Annotated in this window: 20 protein-coding genes and 3 other annotated features; of the genes, 17 read left to right on the top strand and 3 right to left on the bottom strand. The window is 44.7% G+C overall.

Features of this window, described 5'->3' with window-relative positions; translation table 11 throughout:
• Positions 1-403: 403 nt before the first annotated feature.
• The 12 genes from speD (at position 404) to P8596_RS17075 (ending at position 10,121) form a co-directional block, all read left to right on the top strand.
• Positions 404-784, top strand: coding sequence for an adenosylmethionine decarboxylase (gene speD / locus P8596_RS17130; RefSeq protein ID WP_034756998.1), 381 nt, complete (start codon positions 404-406; stop codon positions 782-784).
• 132 nt (positions 785-916) lie between these two features.
• The gene (locus P8596_RS17125; RefSeq protein WP_051758182.1) at positions 917-1,297 is read left to right on the top strand and encodes a hypothetical protein; all 381 of its coding nucleotides are present in this window, start codon (positions 917-919) and stop codon (positions 1,295-1,297) included.
• Between the two features lie 82 nt (positions 1,298-1,379).
• A complete protein-coding gene (gene nrdR / locus P8596_RS17120; RefSeq protein ID WP_034757001.1) occupies positions 1,380-1,835 on the top strand; it encodes a transcriptional regulator NrdR in 456 nt (151 codons plus the stop codon).
• Between the two features lie 67 nt (positions 1,836-1,902).
• Positions 1,903-3,291: a replication initiation and membrane attachment family protein gene (locus tag P8596_RS17115; RefSeq protein ID WP_347815193.1), complete on the top strand. Its 1,389-nt coding sequence runs from the start codon at positions 1,903-1,905 to the stop codon at positions 3,289-3,291.
• Positions 3,292-3,303: 12 nt separating this feature from the next.
• Positions 3,304-4,236 carry a primosomal protein DnaI gene (gene dnaI, locus P8596_RS17110; RefSeq protein ID WP_279724418.1) on the top strand — a complete coding sequence of 311 codons (933 nt, stop codon included), beginning with the start codon at positions 3,304-3,306 and terminating at the stop codon, positions 4,234-4,236.
• A 138-nt stretch (positions 4,237-4,374) separates the two neighbouring features.
• Entirely contained in the window at positions 4,375-5,241 is an 867-nt protein-coding gene (locus P8596_RS17105) for a putative sporulation protein YtxC (RefSeq protein ID WP_279724417.1), read from the top strand.
• Between the two features lie 52 nt (positions 5,242-5,293).
• Positions 5,294-5,546 (top strand) — a binding site (T-box leader).
• Positions 5,547-5,604: 58 nt separating this feature from the next.
• Complete coding sequence (thrS, locus tag P8596_RS17100) at positions 5,605-7,536, top strand: threonine--tRNA ligase (protein ID WP_279724416.1); 1,932 nt, start codon at positions 5,605-5,607, stop codon at positions 7,534-7,536.
• A 206-nt stretch (positions 7,537-7,742) separates the two neighbouring features.
• Positions 7,743-7,882: a sequence feature (ribosomal protein L20 leader region), on the top strand.
• An 88-nt stretch (positions 7,883-7,970) separates the two neighbouring features.
• Positions 7,971-8,474: a translation initiation factor IF-3 gene (gene infC, locus P8596_RS17095; RefSeq protein ID WP_034757009.1), complete on the top strand. Its 504-nt coding sequence runs from the start codon at positions 7,971-7,973 to the stop codon at positions 8,472-8,474.
• 23 nt (positions 8,475-8,497) lie between these two features.
• Positions 8,498-8,698 carry a 50S ribosomal protein L35 gene (rpmI, locus tag P8596_RS17090; RefSeq protein ID WP_032087387.1) on the top strand — a complete coding sequence of 67 codons (201 nt, stop codon included), beginning with the start codon at positions 8,498-8,500 and terminating at the stop codon, positions 8,696-8,698.
• A 28-nt stretch (positions 8,699-8,726) separates the two neighbouring features.
• Positions 8,727-9,086, top strand: coding sequence for a 50S ribosomal protein L20 (gene rplT, locus P8596_RS17085; RefSeq protein WP_034757014.1), 360 nt, complete (start codon positions 8,727-8,729; stop codon positions 9,084-9,086).
• Positions 9,087-9,175: 89 nt separating this feature from the next.
• The gene (locus P8596_RS17080) at positions 9,176-9,454 is read left to right on the top strand and encodes a DUF1294 domain-containing protein (RefSeq protein ID WP_034757017.1); all 279 of its coding nucleotides are present in this window, start codon (positions 9,176-9,178) and stop codon (positions 9,452-9,454) included.
• A gap of 97 nt (positions 9,455-9,551) precedes the next feature.
• Positions 9,552-10,121 carry a TVP38/TMEM64 family protein gene (locus tag P8596_RS17075; protein ID WP_279724415.1) on the top strand — a complete coding sequence of 190 codons (570 nt, stop codon included), beginning with the start codon at positions 9,552-9,554 and terminating at the stop codon, positions 10,119-10,121.
• Positions 10,122-10,143: 22 nt separating this feature from the next.
• Here P8596_RS17075 and P8596_RS17070 read toward each other — a convergent pair whose 3' ends face one another.
• Positions 10,144-10,542: a hypothetical protein gene (locus P8596_RS17070; protein ID WP_034757022.1), complete on the bottom strand. Its 399-nt coding sequence runs from the start codon at positions 10,540-10,542 to the stop codon at positions 10,144-10,146.
• Positions 10,543-10,687: 145 nt separating this feature from the next.
• On the opposite strand from P8596_RS17070, the gene P8596_RS17065 reads away from it, so the two are divergent.
• Positions 10,688-11,176, top strand: a complete 489-nt coding sequence (locus P8596_RS17065) for a dUTP diphosphatase (protein WP_224519378.1) — start codon at positions 10,688-10,690, stop codon at positions 11,174-11,176.
• Positions 11,177-11,269: 93 nt separating this feature from the next.
• A complete protein-coding gene (locus tag P8596_RS17060; protein WP_034757028.1) occupies positions 11,270-12,355 on the top strand; it encodes a M42 family metallopeptidase in 1,086 nt (361 codons plus the stop codon).
• 47 nt (positions 12,356-12,402) lie between these two features.
• Here the strand turns inward: P8596_RS17060 and P8596_RS17055 are convergent, their stop codons facing one another.
• Positions 12,403-12,948: a cysteine hydrolase family protein gene (locus P8596_RS17055; RefSeq protein WP_279724414.1), complete on the bottom strand. Its 546-nt coding sequence runs from the start codon at positions 12,946-12,948 to the stop codon at positions 12,403-12,405.
• 116 nt (positions 12,949-13,064) lie between these two features.
• A complete protein-coding gene (sspI, locus tag P8596_RS17050; protein WP_034757033.1) occupies positions 13,065-13,286 on the bottom strand; it encodes a small acid-soluble spore protein SspI in 222 nt (73 codons plus the stop codon).
• Positions 13,287-13,410: 124 nt separating this feature from the next.
• Here sspI and P8596_RS17045 point away from each other — a divergent pair, with 124 nt between their 5' ends.
• The 3 genes from P8596_RS17045 (at position 13,411) to pheT (ending at position 18,027) form a co-directional block, all read left to right on the top strand.
• Positions 13,411-14,172, top strand: coding sequence for a TrmH family RNA methyltransferase (locus tag P8596_RS17045; protein ID WP_224519380.1), 762 nt, complete (start codon positions 13,411-13,413; stop codon positions 14,170-14,172).
• 59 nt (positions 14,173-14,231) lie between these two features.
• Positions 14,232-14,470 (top strand) — a binding site (T-box leader).
• Between the two features lie 78 nt (positions 14,471-14,548).
• Positions 14,549-15,586, top strand: coding sequence for a phenylalanine--tRNA ligase subunit alpha (gene pheS / locus P8596_RS17040; protein WP_034757039.1), 1,038 nt, complete (start codon positions 14,549-14,551; stop codon positions 15,584-15,586).
• Between the two features lie 26 nt (positions 15,587-15,612).
• Positions 15,613-18,027, top strand: a complete 2,415-nt coding sequence (gene pheT / locus P8596_RS17035; protein WP_279724413.1) for a phenylalanine--tRNA ligase subunit beta — start codon at positions 15,613-15,615, stop codon at positions 18,025-18,027.
• The last annotated feature ends 288 nt before the right edge of the window (positions 18,028-18,315 follow it).

The raw sequence follows: 18,315 nt of genomic DNA, 5'->3' as shown, positions 1-18,315 counted from the left end.
GTGGATTGTAGCGGAAGGCACTTGACTCCTGCGGGAATAGCGGGAAAGTTGAGACCCCATAGGGCAAAGCCCGAGGAGGCTCAACTCACGCCCCGCCGGAAAGCAAGTGCCTGCAGCGAAAAGGAACGGTCAAAGAAGAAAACGGGATCTACTAGGCACTTTATTAAAAGGTGAAAATGATTTTGGTTTTCCTGGTTAAAAAACTTTATAAAAATTTATTGCAAAAGAGTTTTAAACAAAGTATACTATTTTTCGTGAACTTCTTATTAGCAAATGAATACTGATTTAACTACTTAAAGGGTTAGGACCTCTTCGGACTAACTTTCCCCCGTGGTAGTTAAGATTTTGCCAAAGGATTCGTTCATTTTGACGAAAAAAATCATGTCAAAGGGGGAAATACAAAATGGAAACAATGGGACGTCATGTAATCTCTGAATTATGGGGTTGCGATTTTGAAAAATTAAACGATGTAGTAGGAATTGAGAAAACATTCGTAGATGCTGCGCTTAAGTCAGGTGCAGAAGTGCGTGAGGTGGCTTTTCATAAATTTGCTCCTCAAGGTGTTAGTGGAGTCGTGATCATTTCTGAATCACACTTAACGATCCACAGTTTTCCTGAACATGGTTATGCCAGTATTGACGTATATACGTGCGGCGATTTAGATCCTAATATCGCAGCTGAATATATAGCAGATGCTCTTGGTGCTGACACACGTGAAACGATTGAATTGCCACGTGGAATGGGTCCTGTACAAGTGAAGAAGTCCCAGGCTCAAGCCCTTTAATCGATAATAACTCAGAAGAGATGCGTGATTCATGCATCTCTTTTTTTATGCACCCGTTCGTACGTGCACTTATGGGTTTTTCAATCTTGCCTTTTCGTGTAAAATAAGGGTAACTAAAGGGAGGAACTTGATATGAGTGGAATACGTACCCTGTTAAAGCGATTTCAATCGGAGTGTGAAACGTCCGATCAGCATGAAGATAAGGAACTGCAATCACGCTATTATAAATCCATGCACCAAGGTGCATTTAATGCCGTGCTGGGATTATTCTCATCGTCAGAATATGAGGTGATCTCCCAGTCCAAGGACAGAGGGGAAATCACCGTCCGGAAAAACGGAACGCCTCAATTATTTATCGTGGCCACGGTCATTACCGTGCGGCCCCTTGAAACAGCAGTCGATTTCAAGGTCAGTGCGGATAAAGGGAAGATCTTTGGTACATATACCGTTTTAAAAGCGCAAATCAACCATTATTATCACCAGCTTGATGGCGAATTGAAAAAAGTGAAATAACGGTAAATCCTATAGAAGCTTGTGTAAGTTGCAGCTTTTTTATATGATGAAGGTAATAGTATGTAATAACGGAGCTGATATTATGAAATGCCCGTCTTGCCAGCATAATGGTACCCGAGTGGTGGACTCACGACCTGCTGATGAAGGACGCTCTATCAGGAGAAGAAGAGAATGTGAAGAATGTACATTTCGCTTCACGACCTTTGAGAAGGTTGAAGAGCTTCCTTTAATTGTGGTGAAAAAAGAAGGGGTAAGAGAAGAGTTTAGTCGAGAAAAGATTTTGAGGGGATTGATCAAGGCCTGTGAGAAGCGCCCGGTACCTCTTGAAAGATTAGAAAAGATCTCAACAGATATCGAAAAGGACCTGCGGAATCAAGGTGCTTCCGAAGTAGAATCTGTGAAGATCGGTGAGATGGTCATGGATCACCTTGCGAAAGTTGATGAAGTGGCATATGTCCGTTTTGCATCCGTATATCGACAATTTAAGGATATTAATGTATTTATAGACGAATTAAAAGAATTAATAAAAAAAGAGTAGAAGAATGAGCTGAAGATGGAATTCTTTGGCTCTTTTCTCTTTATTTATTGAAAGGTAGAATCCAACTATGATGAAGAAGCATTGGAATGAAATACAGCCAATCGATCACTACACCGTAGGGACACATGGGATGCTTCAGGAATATGACCGGAAAATCATTACGTTTTTGTACCAGCCTCTGATCGGTACAGTTTGCTACAGCCTCTACATGAGTCTATGGGGGGAAGTGGAAGAGAATCGTCTCTGGTCCACTGATTCCACCCATTATCACTTGATGAACGTCCTGTCCGTCAATCTTCAGGACGTCTACGAAGCAAGGATGAAGCTCGAGGGAATCGGTTTGCTGAAGGTGTATGAAAAAAGGGATGATGAAGACCGCCGTTTTCTATATGAACTGCAGCCGCCCCTCTCGCCTCAGGAATTCTTTCATGATGGCATGCTGAATGTGTATTTGTACCGTAAGATCGGCCGGACCCACTATTTGCGTTTGAAGAAATTTTTCACAGATGCGTCAGCTGATAAAAATCAGTACTCAGACATTACCCGATCTTTCCAGGATGTCTTCACATCTGAACCGATTAATTTCCTTCACCATGATGCGAATGTGGATTCGGAAACCGGGTCAGGTGAACAATATATGAAATACGGCAAGAATGATGGACTTGCCCTGGATGAAATCGAATTTGATTTTCAGCTGCTGCTGGCCGGGTTATCGGAATCCATGGTCCCGCGCAAAGCCTTTACGCCGAAAGTGAAGGAAACGGTATTAAAGCTGAGCTATCTGTACGGGATTGATCCTCTTCAGATGAAGAATATCGTCTTAAGCTCCCTGGATGCGGATGATACGATTGATATCGAATTGCTCCGTAAAACGGCCCGTGACTGGTATGGTATGCAAACGGGTGATCAACTGCCTGATTTGACGACGAGAGTGGAAACGAAGAAAGCCGTAGAACGGGATCAACCGCTTTCCCAGGAGGAAGAGCTCATCGACTACCTGGAAACCACTTCACCGAAGGACGTATTATCGGACATCTCGAACGGCGGGTCGCCTTCCAAGGCTGATCTTCAAGCCGTTGAGGAAGTGCTCATGTCCCAGAAGCTGCCGATCGGCGTGATGAATGTTTTGATTCAATACGTGTTATTAAAAACAGACATGAAGTTGACAAAAGGATATATGGAGAAGATCGCTTCCCATTGGTCCAGGAAAAAGGTGACGTCGGCAAGTGAAGCGATGATTCTTGCGAAAAGTGAACATAAGCAGTATCTCGAATGGGCAGAAGGTAAAAAGGAAACGAAGTCGAACAGGCGGAGAAAGCCGATCCGCACCGAGAAGCTTCCGGACTGGTTTAAGGAAGATGAAACGGCGGAAGAATCCGAGTCGACTGTAGAAGGATACGACTTCGAAGCAGAAAAGAAAAAACTCGAAGAAGAGCTTAAAAATTTTCGGAAGTAGGTGAACAAAACGATGGAGAAAATCAATAACACCTTAAAAAGGCTGGCGACTTCCGGGTCATTTCAACAGCGATATGAACAAATGAAAAAAGAGATATTAGAAAATAATGATGTAAAAGATTTTATCCGCAGGAATGAAGGCCGGGTAACGGCTGAAATGGTCAATGAAAGCCTGATGAAACTATATGAGTACATCTCTCAAAGCAAGGAATGCCGGTACTGTCCTTCTTTGCAGGAATGCAAGAACATGATGGAAGGGTATGACCCTCATCTGGTGATCAGGGGAAACACCATCGACATCGATTATCATCGCTGCCCGCGGAAAGTCATCCATGATGAAAGAACGAGTGCCCAGCGTCTGATTAAAAGTCTTTACGTACCTAAGGATATCTTGCAGGCCTCCTTCCAGACCCTCGATCTTGATTCGAAAAGCCGTCTGGAAGCGGTGCGCCTTGCGAAGAATTTCGTAGAGACGTATACAGAAGGGACGAAAATGAAGGGTCTCTATTTTTACGGGAAGTTCGGAGTGGGCAAGTCCTATCTGCTAGGCGCCATGGCCAATGAACTTGCTGAGAAAAAGATCGGATCTTTGATTGTATATGTTCCTGAGTTCTTCAGGGAAATCAAGTCTTCACTCGGTGATAATACGGTGAATGAAAAGCTAGAGATGGTAAAATCAGCACCGATCCTCATGCTTGACGACATCGGAGCGGAAACGATGTCCAGCTGGGGAAGGGATGAAATCCTCGGCACCATCCTCCAGTACAGGATGCTTGAGAATCTGCCGACATTCTTCACTTCCAACTTCAACTTCAGCGAGCTGACCCATCACCTGACCTACAGTCAGCGCGGGGAAGAAGAGAAATTGAAGGCTGCGCGGATCATGGAGCGGATTAAATATTTATCTAAGCCTGTGTTGATTGACGGGCGGAATCGAAGGGAATAGTTTGAAGGAAAGGGAGTCGCGTATGCGGTTCCCTTTCCTTTTTTTATCAGCCAAAAGAATTTCCCTCCTCAACTTCTAATTTATACAAGCCTCCCATATATATAAATCAGGGAATTGGGTTTAAGGAGGCGAGAAAGTTTGATTGAATTTATTTTCAAGCAAAAAAGTGATGCGGTAAAGCTTCAAGAATACCTCAATAAAGAATTCATCCAATCATGGTTTCATGAAACGCTCTTTCAACATACAACTCACTATAATCTGACGATAGAGGTTTCGCCCTTCTTCAAGGAGCGGGAAAAGCTTTTCAAAGGTGTTTCCAAATTCGTCATGAATGATAAATGCATGGACTGGTCCGAATCAGCCTTGAGAGAAAATTATTTGTATGAAGACAGTGATGAAATCAATCAAATATTAGAAATCGTGTCAGAGATGAGGATGGGTGAACGTCCGGAATTGATGGAGCTGATCGATGAATGGGACGAGGCTGACTACGTCCATGAGAGCCTTGAACTTCTATTGGAAGGAAAGGCCCCCATCTCATTCGACTCCTTCAGCAAGTTCAGGTTGAAAAAGCTTCAGGAGAGGTTACTGCTGATGCTGGATCTCGCCATAGACGAATATAAGATGGAGCAGGAATATCAGATGTTCGTTCATATGCTGCGGGAATATCTCTCGTCAAGGGAGCAGAAAATGCGCACGGTCCATCTTTACTCGACGGGGTATGGATTTCGTTTCTTTGATGAGGACATGAAAGAAGTGACACGGCAGGAGCTGACGAAGGCGATCGATAAACGGCTGCTCACCAATCACCCCTTATATGTAGATTCATTCACCATTGCCCCTTTATTGTCCCTTGCACCTGAGAAGATACACGTTTATGGAAATGGGGATCATCAATTGATCCGGACGCTACAGAATATTTTTGAAGAACGGATCGATCTTCTGCCGTTAAGTTATTTTCCCGAGACACTTCTTTATCCTTCGTGGGATATTGCGAATGAATAGGCTTGCTTTTCAAAACATAACCGATTATAATACCTACATAATAAGTCAATAAATAAAGGTTATGATGAGGACAACAATATTCCTATTCATTCACAGAGAGGGAAGTCTCCAGGCTGCAAGCTTCCTAATTCGGTAGTGATATTTACCACCTCGGAACTTCAATCATGAACGGAACCTGATCCGGTTCACAGTAATGATTGACGGCTAAATGTCGTTATTCTTTTTCAATGAAGTCATTGTCTTTAAACCAGGACAGTGAGAAGTTGGGTGGAACCACGAGTTTATTTATTAACCTCGTCCCTTCAAACGTGAAGGGGCGGGGTTTTTTATGTTGTATAAAGATATTTTAAGGAGTGAAACCACATGTCAGAAGTAGTAAAAATGCAGTTCCCGGATGGTAATGTTAAGGAGTTTCCCAAGGGTACGACAACAGAAGAGATTGCTGCGTCCATCAGTCCGGGACTGAAGAAGAAGGCGCTCGCTGGAAAAATAAATGGTGAAATGATCGACCTGCGCACAGGAATTCAGGAAGATGGAGCGATTGAAATCGTGACTGCTCCTTCATCGGATGCCCTTGAAGTCCTTCGTCACAGTACGGCCCATTTGATGGCACAGGCAATCAAACGTTTATACCCTGAAACGAAGCTGGGGATCGGTCCGGTCATTGAAGGCGGATTTTATTACGATATCGATTCAGAGCATACGTTTACGCCGGAAGATCTTCCCGTGATCGAGAAGGAAATGAAGAAGATCACAGGTGAAAACCTGGAAGTCGTACGTAAAGAAGTCAGCCGAGACGAAGCGCAGAAAATGTACGAAGAAATCGGTGACGAGTACAAGCTTGAACTGCTTGAAGCCATTCCTGCAGGCGAGCAGGTTTCCATTTACGAGCAAGGTGAATTCTTCGACCTTTGCCGTGGGGTCCACGTCCCATCAACGAATAAAATCAAGGAATTCAAGCTGTTAAGCATTGCCGGTGCCTACTGGCGTGGGAATAGTGATAATCAAATGCTTCAACGGATTTACGGGACTGCGTTCTTCAAGAAAGAAGATCTTGAGGAGCATTTACGCCTTTTAGAAGAAGCGAAAGAGCGTGACCACCGTAAAATCGGGAAAGAATTGAACCTGTTTATGAACTCACAAAAAGTGGGACAAGGACTGCCGATGTGGCTTCCTAAAGGTGCGACGATCCGCCGCATCATCGAGCGTTACATCGTCGATAAAGAAGAGCGTCTGGGTTACGACCACGTTTACACTCCTATCATGGGAAGCGTGGAATTGTACAAAACAAGCGGTCACTGGGATCACTACCAGGAAAACATGTTTCCGGTCATGGAAATGGACAATGAAGATCTTGTCCTTCGCCCGATGAACTGTCCGCACCATATGATGATTTACAAAAACGGCATCCACAGCTACCGTGAGCTTCCGATCCGTATCGCCGAGCTTGGTACGATGCACCGTTACGAATTATCCGGTGCCCTGTCAGGACTTCAGCGTGTACGGGGAATGACTCTGAATGATGCCCATATCTTCGTACGTCCGGATCAAATCAAGGAAGAATTCAAGCGCGTCGTACGCCTCGTTCAGGAAGTGTACAAAGACTTTGATCTGAATGATTATTCGTTCCGTCTTTCATATCGTGATCCTAAAGATACAGAAAAGTACTTCGATGACGATGAAATGTGGAACCGCGCACAAGGCATGATCAAGGAAGCGATGGATGAACTGGATGTCGATTACTTCGAAGCAGAAGGGGAAGCGGCATTCTACGGCCCTAAACTGGATGTACAGGTGAAGACGGCACTGGGTAAAGAAGAAACGTTATCCACTGTTCAACTGGACTTCTTACTGCCTGAGCGCTTTGACTTAACATACGTAGGTGAGGACGGCAAGCAGCATCGCCCTGTCGTGATCCACCGTGGAGTTGTATCCACTATGGAACGCTTCGTTGCCTTCCTGATCGAGGAATACAAAGGTGCATTCCCGACATGGCTTGCTCCAACACAGGTTCAGGTGATCCCGGTTTCTCCGGATGTTCACTTCGACTACGCGAAAGAAGTGAAAGAAAAGCTTCAGGCTGAAGGACTTCGTGTAGAGATCGATGACCGTAATGAAAAAATCGGCTACAAGATCCGCGAATCACAGATGAGCAAAGTTCCTTACATGCTCGTCGTGGGAGACAATGAAATCAAGGAAACGTCCGTCAACGTCCGTAAATACGGAGAGCAGAAATCCGAAACGATTTCCCTTGACGAATTCATCGCTCAAATTACAAAAGAAGCGAATCGCTAAAATTGGAAGAGGGACGGACCTCCAAATGGTCATTGTGGTTTACCATAATGTTTCTGTTGGAGGTCCGTCCCTTCCCGATAAATTTCAAAAAAACTATTGCACTCTCCTTAGATGTCTGATATTATGAAATACGTTGTGATATTAAATGATTATTTGACAGCGGTATTGTCATGTGATATAGTATCTAAGGTGAATTGAATACAGTTTGGTACAAGCAGAAGCTACCCGCTTCTCACCTGAATAACGCGTTAAAGCTGTTTACAGGTATGTGATTGACTATTAAAGCCATTTATATATGCTTAATAATCAGGTGCGGGTGTTTCGACACTCGCATCTTTTTTTGTGTGTTGCACTCAAAAAGAGAAGCGAGTACGTCAACCAAAGCCGTGTATTCTTTTAATAAACCTTGGAGGTGGCTAATTATTAGCAAAGACATGATCTTAAACGAAACGATTCGTGCCCGTGAAGTACGTCTTATCGATCAAAACGGTGAGCAACTTGGAATCAAATCCAAGAATGAAGCTCTTGAAATTGCTGAACGTGTAAACCTTGATCTTGTTCTTGTTGCTCCAAATGCAAAACCACCCGTTGCTCGTATCATGGACTACGGTAAGTTTAAATTTGAACAACAGAAGAAAGAAAAAGAAGCACGTAAGAATCAGAAGATCATCAATCTTAAAGAGGTGCGTTTAAGCCCGACGATTGATGAACATGATTTCAACACAAAGCTTCGTAACGCTCGTAAGTTCCTTGAAAAAGGAGACAAAGTTAAAGCGTCAATCCGATTTAAAGGTCGTGCGATTACGCACAAAGAAATTGGTCAACGCGTTCTGGATCGCTTCAGTGATGAGTGTAAAGATGTAGCAACCGTTGAATCAAAACCGAAAATGGATGGTCGTAGTATGTTCTTGGTGCTTGCACCAGTCAACGAAAAATAAAGGACCCGAGGAGGAAAAGCATCATGCCAAAAATGAAAACTCACCGCGGCTCAGCTAAGCGTTTCAAGAAAACAGGTTCTGGTAAACTTAAACGTTCACACGCTTACACAAGCCACTTATTCGCAAACAAATCTACTAAAGCAAAGCGTAAGCTACGTAAAGCGGCTGTTGTCTCTAAAGGAGATTTCAAACGCATTCGTCATATGCTTGACAACCTAAAATAAGAAGTATTAGAAACAGGAGGGAATTATTATGCCACGCGTAAAAGGCGGAACAGTAACACGCAGACGTCGTAAAAAAGTTCTTAAATTAGCCAAAGGTTATTTCGGTTCAAAACATACTTTATATAAAGTAGCAAATCAACAAGTCATGAAATCATACATGTATGCTTATCGTGACCGTCGCCAAAAGAAACGTGACTTCCGTAAACTATGGATCACACGTATCAATGCGGCTGCACGTATGAACGGTCTTTCTTACAGCCGTTTAATGCACGGATTAAAGCTTGCTGGTATCGAAGTAAACCGCAAAATGCTTGCTGAGCTTGCGATTTCTGACGAAAAAGCATTCAACCAATTAGCTGACGCTGCTAAAGCTCAACTAAACAAATAAGTAACTGCTGACGAAATCAGCAGACAAAAAGGACTGGCCCCTGGCCGGTCCTTTCTTATATCAATCACTTTAGAAAGCAGGTAGAAATCATGGATGCATTAACAGGGATTCTTTATCTATATGCCGTCATCATCAATATCATCGGCTTTACGGTCATGGGGAGAGATAAACGGAAAGCAGAGCGGCATGAATACCGCATCAGCGAGCGGGTGCTGTGGCAGGTCGCCATTGTGGGAGGCAGTGTCGGAGCGTATATGGGGATGAAGGTGTTCAGGCATAAAACGAAGCACAAAGCGTTTGCCATCGGCTTCCCATTGCTTGTCATCGTCCACTGTGTGCTGTTCATCTGGCTGAACGCGAATCTGTGACGTCAAAGTTTTCATTCTTTAACCCGTCTCTCATACATACTATATAAAGAGGGTTTGTAGAAACAGCTTAGAATAGCAGAAGGAGGTCGCATAAGCCATGGACGAACGATTGGTTGCTGCATTCGCCCTGATGGAGGCAAGCGGGTATATGGCTCCTGTTCTGTTTATCTTATTTCATATCCTGAGGCAGTTTCTGTTCATCCCCGTCGCCCTTGTCTGTATGGCGGGAGGGGTTCTGTTCGGGAGTCTCTTCGGAACACTGTACTCGTTGATCGGATTAACGCTCTTATCTGTCACTTTTTATTTTGTCATCAAAAGTTTCAAATCGTTTTATGAAAAACTCCTGAGGCTGAAAGTAAAGTGGTTCGGCCGGAATGCCACCCTCACCACGGGTCAGATTGCGGTTCTCAGGCTGATTCCCTTTGTCCATTACCAGCTCTTGAATCTTTGCCTGCTCGAGCGGAAGAAGGAGCTCAAGCCCTTCGTACGCGCCTCTGTCCTTTCCAATATTCCCCTGGCGTTTTTCTATACGGTGTTCGGCCAATACATCAAACAATTTTCCCCACCCATTCTCGTCATGATCTTCATCGCACTCATCGTCCTATTTTACCTCCTGAGAGAAAAAGTCAGAGTCATTCAATGGAGAGAGTTTTTCCCGGGTAAATAAAAATGAAAAACGACCAGCTCTGCTAGTCGTTTTTTTGTTGTGATTTTTGAAGGAATTCGTGGATCGGACTTTTCCAGTCGAGTTTGGCATTCGGGTATCTTTCTTTGATTTCGTTCTGGAGATATTCGAAATCCTCCCGGGTAAGGCCCTTTAATGAGGAAACATGTTTGGTCCATACGAATATGGAAACCACATCGAATGCCTTCTCGGTTGCACCGAGATATTTTTCCCCTTCAAATCGTACACCCTTGTACGTTATGTGAAAATTCTTCCGGACATTTTCCTGATCATCGAGAAAATAGAAACGTTTCTGCTCCTGGGCAAGCTCCAGTTTTCGCTTTGGGTTGATAATGTATTTCACGCTGCTGTATAAAAGATAAAGAATAAGGATCAAAAGCACTAACCGAATAAGCCAAAGCATAACCATTACCTCCATAGGCATATTTCTTCCACTATTATTTACGGTTAAATCAGAAAAAGGTTTCATATTATTATAAATTTGTTTAAAAATTTGTCATACTAAGAGGGTGTGTAAGAAATAAAGGCATCGAAGGGGAGATATCACAATGAATATTGAAACATTATTGGACATGCAGAAGAAGCTTGATCAGCATATCGAAGAGGAACACGGCCTGGAACAAGAAGATCTGATCGACAAAAAAATCCTGGCCCTCCTGGTTGAGGTAGGGGAACTGGCCAATGAAACGAGAAGCTTCAAGTTCTGGAGTACGAAACCTTCGTCAGCAAAGGATGTGATTCTTGAAGAATTTGTGGACGGGGTCCATTTCATCCTGTCATTGGGAATCGAAATCGGCATTCAACAATTTGATATAGGGGAGACGAATTATGTGAATGAAGATGTGACAAAGCAATTCATGGAAGTATTCAAATATGCCAACCACTTTGCTGAAGAACGTTCCGTTGAACATTTCCAGGAGTTATTCAGGCACTACGTGTACCTTGGCGAACTGCTTGGCTTCACCCATGAAGAAGTGTTCGATGCGTATGTGAAGAAAAATGAAGTGAATTATAATCGTCAAAAAGAAGGATATTAATCCATGATAGTAAAGAAGATTCAGGAAATTTTGATGAATCGCACAGGTTTTAGTATAATGAAAAGGTAAAACAATATTTAGGGGGTCGAAACAATGGCGAAATTAGATGAAACATTGACAATGCTCAAAGATTTAACCGATGCCAAAGGTGTACCGGGTAATGAGAGAGAAGTACGGGAAGTCATGAAAAAATACATAGAGCCATTTGCAGATGAAGTGACGACAGATAACCTCGGTAGCCTGATCGCGAAAAAAGTGGGCGATGAAAACGGTCCTAAGATCATGGTGGCGGGACATCTTGATGAAGTCGGATTCATGATCACCCAGATCGACAGCAAAGGGTTCCTGCGCTTTCAAACCGTAGGAGGCTGGTGGTCTCAAGTCATGCTTGCCCAACGTGTGACGATCGTGACGAGTCAAGGGGAAGTGACGGGTGTGATCGGTTCCAAGCCGCCGCATATCCTGCCTCCGGAAGCACGCAAAAAACCGGTGGACATCAAAGATATGTTCATTGATATCGGTGCCTCAAGCCGTGAAGAAGTACTGGAATGGGGAGTGAAACCGGGAGATATGGTGGTCCCTCATTTCGAATTCACGGTGATGAACAACGAGAAGATGCTACTGGCGAAAGCATGGGATAACCGCATTGGATGTGCGATTGCCATCGATGTACTAAGAAACCTGAAGGATGCGAGTCACCCGAACGTCGTATATGGAGTCGGTACCGTACAGGAAGAGGTCGGCCTGCGTGGCGCGAGAACGGCTGCTGCCAAGATTCAGCCTGATATCGGCTTCGGTGTGGATGTTGGAATCGCCGGGGATACACCTGGAGTTTCTGATAAAGAAGCGTCGAGTAAAATGGGTGAAGGTCCACAGATCATTTTATATGATGCGTCCATGGTTTCCCACAAGGGACTTCGCGACTTCGTGACAGATACTGCGGATGAGCATAACATTCCGTATCAATTCGATGCCATCGCAGGCGGAGGAACGGATTCAGGTGCGATCCATTTGACAGCCAATGGAGTTCCTGCCTTATCCATCACCATTGCGACACGTTATATCCACTCACATGCAGCGATGTTGCATCGTGATGATTACGAGAACGCAGTTAAATTGATTACAGAAGTGATCAAGAAGCTAGACAGCGACACCGTGGCGAAGATTACGTTTGATTGATTGCAATGAGAGAGACCCTTTTAGATCAGGGTCTCTTTATTTTGTCTTTATTCAAATGTCATTTCTTTCGAAGAGGTCATATCGGCGTCAATCGTCTTCTTGATGATGCGGATCGCGCTTTCATTGTCCTCCTCGGTTTCAGATGCCATGCAGTCCTTTGGTATCGACATGTCATATTCCCTCATATAGGCGTCATTGGCGGTATACAGCACACAGATGTCACCTGCAATCCCTGTTAGAATCAGATGCTTCACATCCAGCTGATGAAGCAGGATATCAAGCTGAGTCCCGAAAAAACAGGAATGTTTCGGTTTGATGATAAAATAATCGTCTGTATCGGGATGGAGTTTTTCAATCACGTCTTTGCCTTTCCCTTTTTTGCATTCCTCGATGATATCATTCATATTGTCCTGCCAAAGGCCGTAGTTGTCATTCACATAGATGACAGGCAGCCCGGATTCCTTCGCTTTCTCCTTCAAATCGCGGATGTTTCCGACGATGTTCATTGTGTTTTCATGTAATTTTTCTCCACCTTGGAAGTCAAACGTATTAATCATGTCGATGATCAATAAGGCGCTTTTCTTTTGACTCATCCCTTTTTCTCCCCCTTCGTTTTCTTATGTATGTTGTATTACCACTGAAGGAGTGAGGCTAAAACCATTCAAGGGAAAAAAACAAGGGCAACCCCGATTCAGGATTGCCCATGCCTTTATTGCATTTGTTGCTGCTGCAATGATTCCTCTAATGTTTCAAGGACCATTTTCTGTTCCTCTGGATCGGCGTTTTGCCAGAAGACTTCAAGGAGTACACCGAGACCTGGGAGGGTTTTTTCTTCTCCCCCCTGGATGGCATCCACGATGGTGTCTCTCAATTCGTCCTGGTTGTTACCAGATACATTGTGTATGATCGCTTTTCGTAAGTTAAGATTCATCACGCATTTCTCCTTTTTGCTAGGATGAGGAATTCATTGTTATCTTGTCTCAAATTGAATTTATTATGTATGGAAGTTAAGGTATAATGAGACCTTGAATAGTAATCAAAAGGAGCGGATACGATTGAAGTATATTCAATCCTCGAAAAATCCTGTTGTGAAGCAGTGGAAGAAATTATTGACGAAAAAAGAACGGGATCTCACCCGCACATATATCATTGAAGGATTTCACCTTGTGGAAGAAGCATTAAAGCAGGAGGATACGGTCCTTGAGTTGATCCTCGTGGAAGGAATCGATCTTCCCCAGAAATGGACGGTGGACTCGGTATCTGTCACCATGGTATCGGATGAAGTCGGGAAAATCCTCTCTGATACCGAGACCTCTCAAGGGATCTTTGCGATATGCAGGCAAAGAGAAGATGAGTATGACCCCGATCAGGCATCCACATTCATGCTTCTCGACGGCCTTCAGGATCCTGGCAATATCGGCACCATCATCCGTACAGCCGATGCGGCGGGAATCGATATGGTCGTGTTGGGAAAAGGGACGGTGGACCCTTATAATCCGAAAGTGTTGCGCTCGGCACAAGGAAGTCATTTTCATATTCCGATCGTCAGAAAAGAACTGCCTGAAACCATTTCAGCCCTGAAAGAGCGCGGCATCCCCGTGTATGGGACGGCACTTGAAAACGGAGTGGAGTACACGTCGATCAGCCCGCAATCTTCCTATGCCCTCATCGTAGGGAATGAGGGGAACGGCATGTCGAAGGACCTGTTAAAGGAAACGGACCGGAACCTCTACATCCCTATTTACGGTAAGAGTGAATCCTTGAATGTGGCCATTGCGGCAGGCATTTTATTGTACTATTTTAAAAATGGGCAGTGAATTTCGTGAAAAGGTTTGAATTATGCCGTGAAATTCACTATAATAATGCACATATAACTTTAAAAACGTTGAAAGAGGAAAGTAACACATGACCTTCTTCAAGGGAGAGAATGCCCTGGACTGTAAGCATTCTTAAGAAAACATGATGTGAACATTTCACCTCTTGAGTTGGCATCGGGACCATTCCAATGTGAATGTAAAGATGCTCCGGCATAAGCCGTTATCCGAATGAAGTGAGCAGATCCCCCTGTGGATATGCTTATAAGGGTGGTACCGCGATATAAACCTCGTCCCTTTTTGGGATGGGGTTTTTTTATTTGTTTAAAAACCAATCCAACGAAACATTCGGACGATATACATTAAAGGAGGAAGAACAATGGAGGACAAATTACGATCCCTTCAACAAGAAGCCATCGAAAAAGTGAACGAAGCACAAGATCTGAAAGAACTGAACAATATCCGCGTTGCTTATTTAGGCAAAAAAGGACCTGTCACCGAAGCCTTAAAAGGAATGGGTAAACTCTCAGCGGAAGAGCGTCCTAAAATGGGGGCACTTGCCAATGAAGTTCGTGGAGCGATCACCGAAACCATCGAAGCAAAGCAGGCTGTTCTTGAAAAAGAAGCGGTCGAAAAGAAGCTTCAATCTGAAACGATCGATGTCACGTTACCCGGTCGCCCTGTGAAAAAAGGGAATCACCATCCCCTGACGATGATCGTGGAAGAAATCGAAGACCTCTTCATCGGCATGGGCTATACGGTTGCTGAAGGACCGGAAGTCGAGAAGGACTATTATAACTTCGAAGCCCTGAACCTCCCTAAAGGACATCCGGCACGTGATATGCAGGATTCTTTCTATATTACGGAAGAAACCCTTTTGCGTACCCACACGTCACCGGTTCAGGCAAGGACGATGGAACTGGCCAAAGGAAAGGGACCCATCAAGATCATCTGTCCCGGGAAAGTGTACCGACGTGATACAGATGACGCGACACATTCCCATCAATTCACCCAGATCGAGGGCCTTGTCATCGACGAAAACATCCGCATGAGTGACCTGAAAGGAACGCTGAATGTATTTGCTAAGAAAATGTTCGGTGAAGACCGTGAAATCCGCTTGCGCCCGAGCTTTTTCCCATTCACAGAGCCATCTGTCGAGATGGATATCTCATGTAAGATCTGTGGAGGAAAAGGCTGCCGCGTATGTAAAGGCACAGGCTGGATCGAAATCCTTGGAGCAGGGATGGTTCATCCGAATGTCCTTGAAATGGCTGGATTTGATTCGAAGAAATATACAGGTTTCGCGTTTGGTATGGGACCAGAGCGTATTGCCATGCTAAAATATGGCATCGATGATATCCGTCATTTCTACACAAACGATACTCGCTTTGTGACACAGTTCGGAACACAAGAGTAAAGAAAACGATAGGGAGGTACTAACACATGTTTGTTTCATATAAATGGTTAGAAAATTATGTAGACTTATCAGGCACAACTCCTGAAGAGTTGGCAGAGAAGATTACAAGAAGCGGGATCGAAGTCGAAGGTGTCGAACGGATCGGCGAAGAGATCAAAAATGTGGTCGTCGGGCATGTCTTGCAATGTGAGCCGCATCCCGATGCGGATAAGTTAAATAAATGCCTTGTGGACGTAGGGGAAGAAGAGCCTGTCCAAATTATTTGCGGGGCACCGAACGTAGCAAAGGGCCAAAAAGTGGCTGTCGCGAAAGTAGGGGCGGTCCTTCCTGGTAACTTCAAAATCAAAAAAGCCAAACTTCGCGGCGAAGCATCCCACGGGATGATCTGTTCCCTGCAAGAGCTTGGAGTCGAAGGAAAGCTCGTACCGAAAGAGCATGCAGAGGGAATCTACGTATTCAGTGATGAGGTCGAAGTCGGTCGCAATGCCGTTGAATTATTGAACCTGGATGATGCGATCCTCGAATTAGGATTGACACCCAATCGTTCTGATTGCTTAAGCATGCTTGGAGTGGCGTATGAAGTCGCAGCCATCCTGGACCGTGACGTAAAGCTTCCGACAGCCGAGGTATCAGAAGGCAACGAAAAAGCTTCGGATTATGTATCGGTAAAAGTAGAAGCAAAAGAAGATAATCCTCTTTACGGGGCTAAAATCATCAAAAATGTCAAAATCGGTCCATCTCCACTTTGGATGCAAAATGCACTGATTTCTGCAGGAATCCGTCCCCACAACAACGTAGTGGATATAACGAACTACGTACTGTTGGAATATGGTCAACCGCTCCATGCTTTCGACTACGACCGTCTCGGTTCAAAGGAAATCCTTGTGCGCCGGGCAAACGACGGCGAAACATTCGTGACCCTGGATGATGCGGAAAGAACGCTATCAAGCAGCCAGCTTGTGATTACGAACGGGACTGAACCCGTTGCCCTTGCCGGAGTGATGGGTGGAGCCAATTCAGAAGTCCAGAACGATACGACGACGGTCCTTCTTGAAGCAGCTTACTTCACCGGTGCCATTGTCAGAGGTGCATCGAAAGACCACGGACTCAGAAGCGAAGCCAGCACCCGTTATGAAAAGGGTGTGGATCCGAATCGTGTCCTGAAAGCCGGGGAAAGAGCGGCTGAACTGATGGCTGAATATGCAGGAGGGGAAGTTCTCGAAGGTACTGTTTTATTCAATGAATTGGACGTAGAGCCAGTAAAAGTAGAGATTACGCTAGAAAAAATCAATTCTTCACTTGGAACAGCCATTTCCGTTGAAACAGTGGAAGATATTTTCCGCCGACTTCAATTTGATGCAGAAGTAAACGGCGGAACATTCGTCGTAACGGCTCCTACAAGAAGAGGGGATATCACCATCCCTGAAGATTTACTGGAAGAAGTGGCCCGCCTTTACGGTTATGACAATCTTCCGATGACACTTCCAGAAGGAGAGGCAACACCTGGTGGCCTTTCGAATCACCAACTGAAGCGCCGTACGGTCCGCCGATACCTGGAAGGAGCGGGACTCCTGCAAGCGATCACGTATTCATTGACAAACGACAAGAAAGCAAGCCAATATGCGCTGGACGTAAGGGAGCCTGTCCGCTTATTGATGCCGATGAGTGAAGAACGCAGCAACCTTCGTTTAAGCATCATTCCGCAGCTGCTTGAAGTGGTTTCATATAACAAGGCCCGTCAAAATGATTCTCTAGCCTTTTATGAAGTGGGATCCGTATTCTTAACGGAAACAGGCGAAGAACTTCCTCAGGAAGAAGAGCATATTGCAGGAGCGCTGACCGGCCTGTGGCACCAGCACCCTTGGCAAGGCGAGAAAAAGCCAGTCGACTTCTATGTGGCCAAAGGGATCCTGGAGGGAATGTTCGAAGAAATCGGTGTATCAGAAGCCATCTCATTCCGTCAGGCAACCGTAGACGGCATGCACCCTGGACGTACGGCCGAGATCTTACTTGACAACGAAGTGATCGGTTTCGTCGGAGCAATCCATCCGGAAGCGGAAAAAGAACTGGATCTCAACGAAACGTATGTGTTCGAACTGAAGGCATCACCTGTCTTCCATTATGAAAAGCCAGGCCTAAGCTACACGCCGATCCCGCGCCATCCATCGATCACAAGGGATATCGCCCTTGTAGTGAACACGGATGTGAAAGCCGGGGACCTGGCATCCATCATCAAAGAAGCAGGAGGAAAACTTCTGAAAGAAGTGTCCGTCTTCGACCTGTATGAAGGCGAGCATATGGAAGCAGGCAAGAAATCACTTGCATTCTCCTTGAAATACTTCGATCCGGCAAAAACATTGACCGATGAAGAAGTGGTGAAAGTGCATGATGGAGTACTCGCAACCGTAAAAGAAAAAGCAGGAGCCGAATTGAGAGGATAATTCGACTTTTGGAGAGAGGTGTCAGACATTGGTCTGGCATCTTTTTTTGTATGTGGTGTGGGATTGTTTGCCTGTTGAAATAGGAGGGGATTTTGACAGGAGAAATAATGGTGGAATTCAGCAGGTGAAATATGACGTATATTCAACAGGAGAAAAAACGGGGAAATTCTCCTGCTGAAATATCCCCAACATTCAACAGCTAAAAAAACACCAAACTTCACCTGCTGAAAAACAAAGAAAAATCAGTAGCTGAATACCAACCAAAATTATCCTGCTGAACACCAACCC

The organism is Rossellomorea sp. DA94 (assembly GCF_029834455.1).
Classification (GTDB): domain Bacteria; phylum Bacillota; class Bacilli; order Bacillales; family Bacillaceae_B; genus Rossellomorea; species Rossellomorea vietnamensis.
The sequence above is the reverse complement of the archived record's forward strand: the minus strand, read 5'-3'. Positions and strand labels throughout refer to the sequence as shown.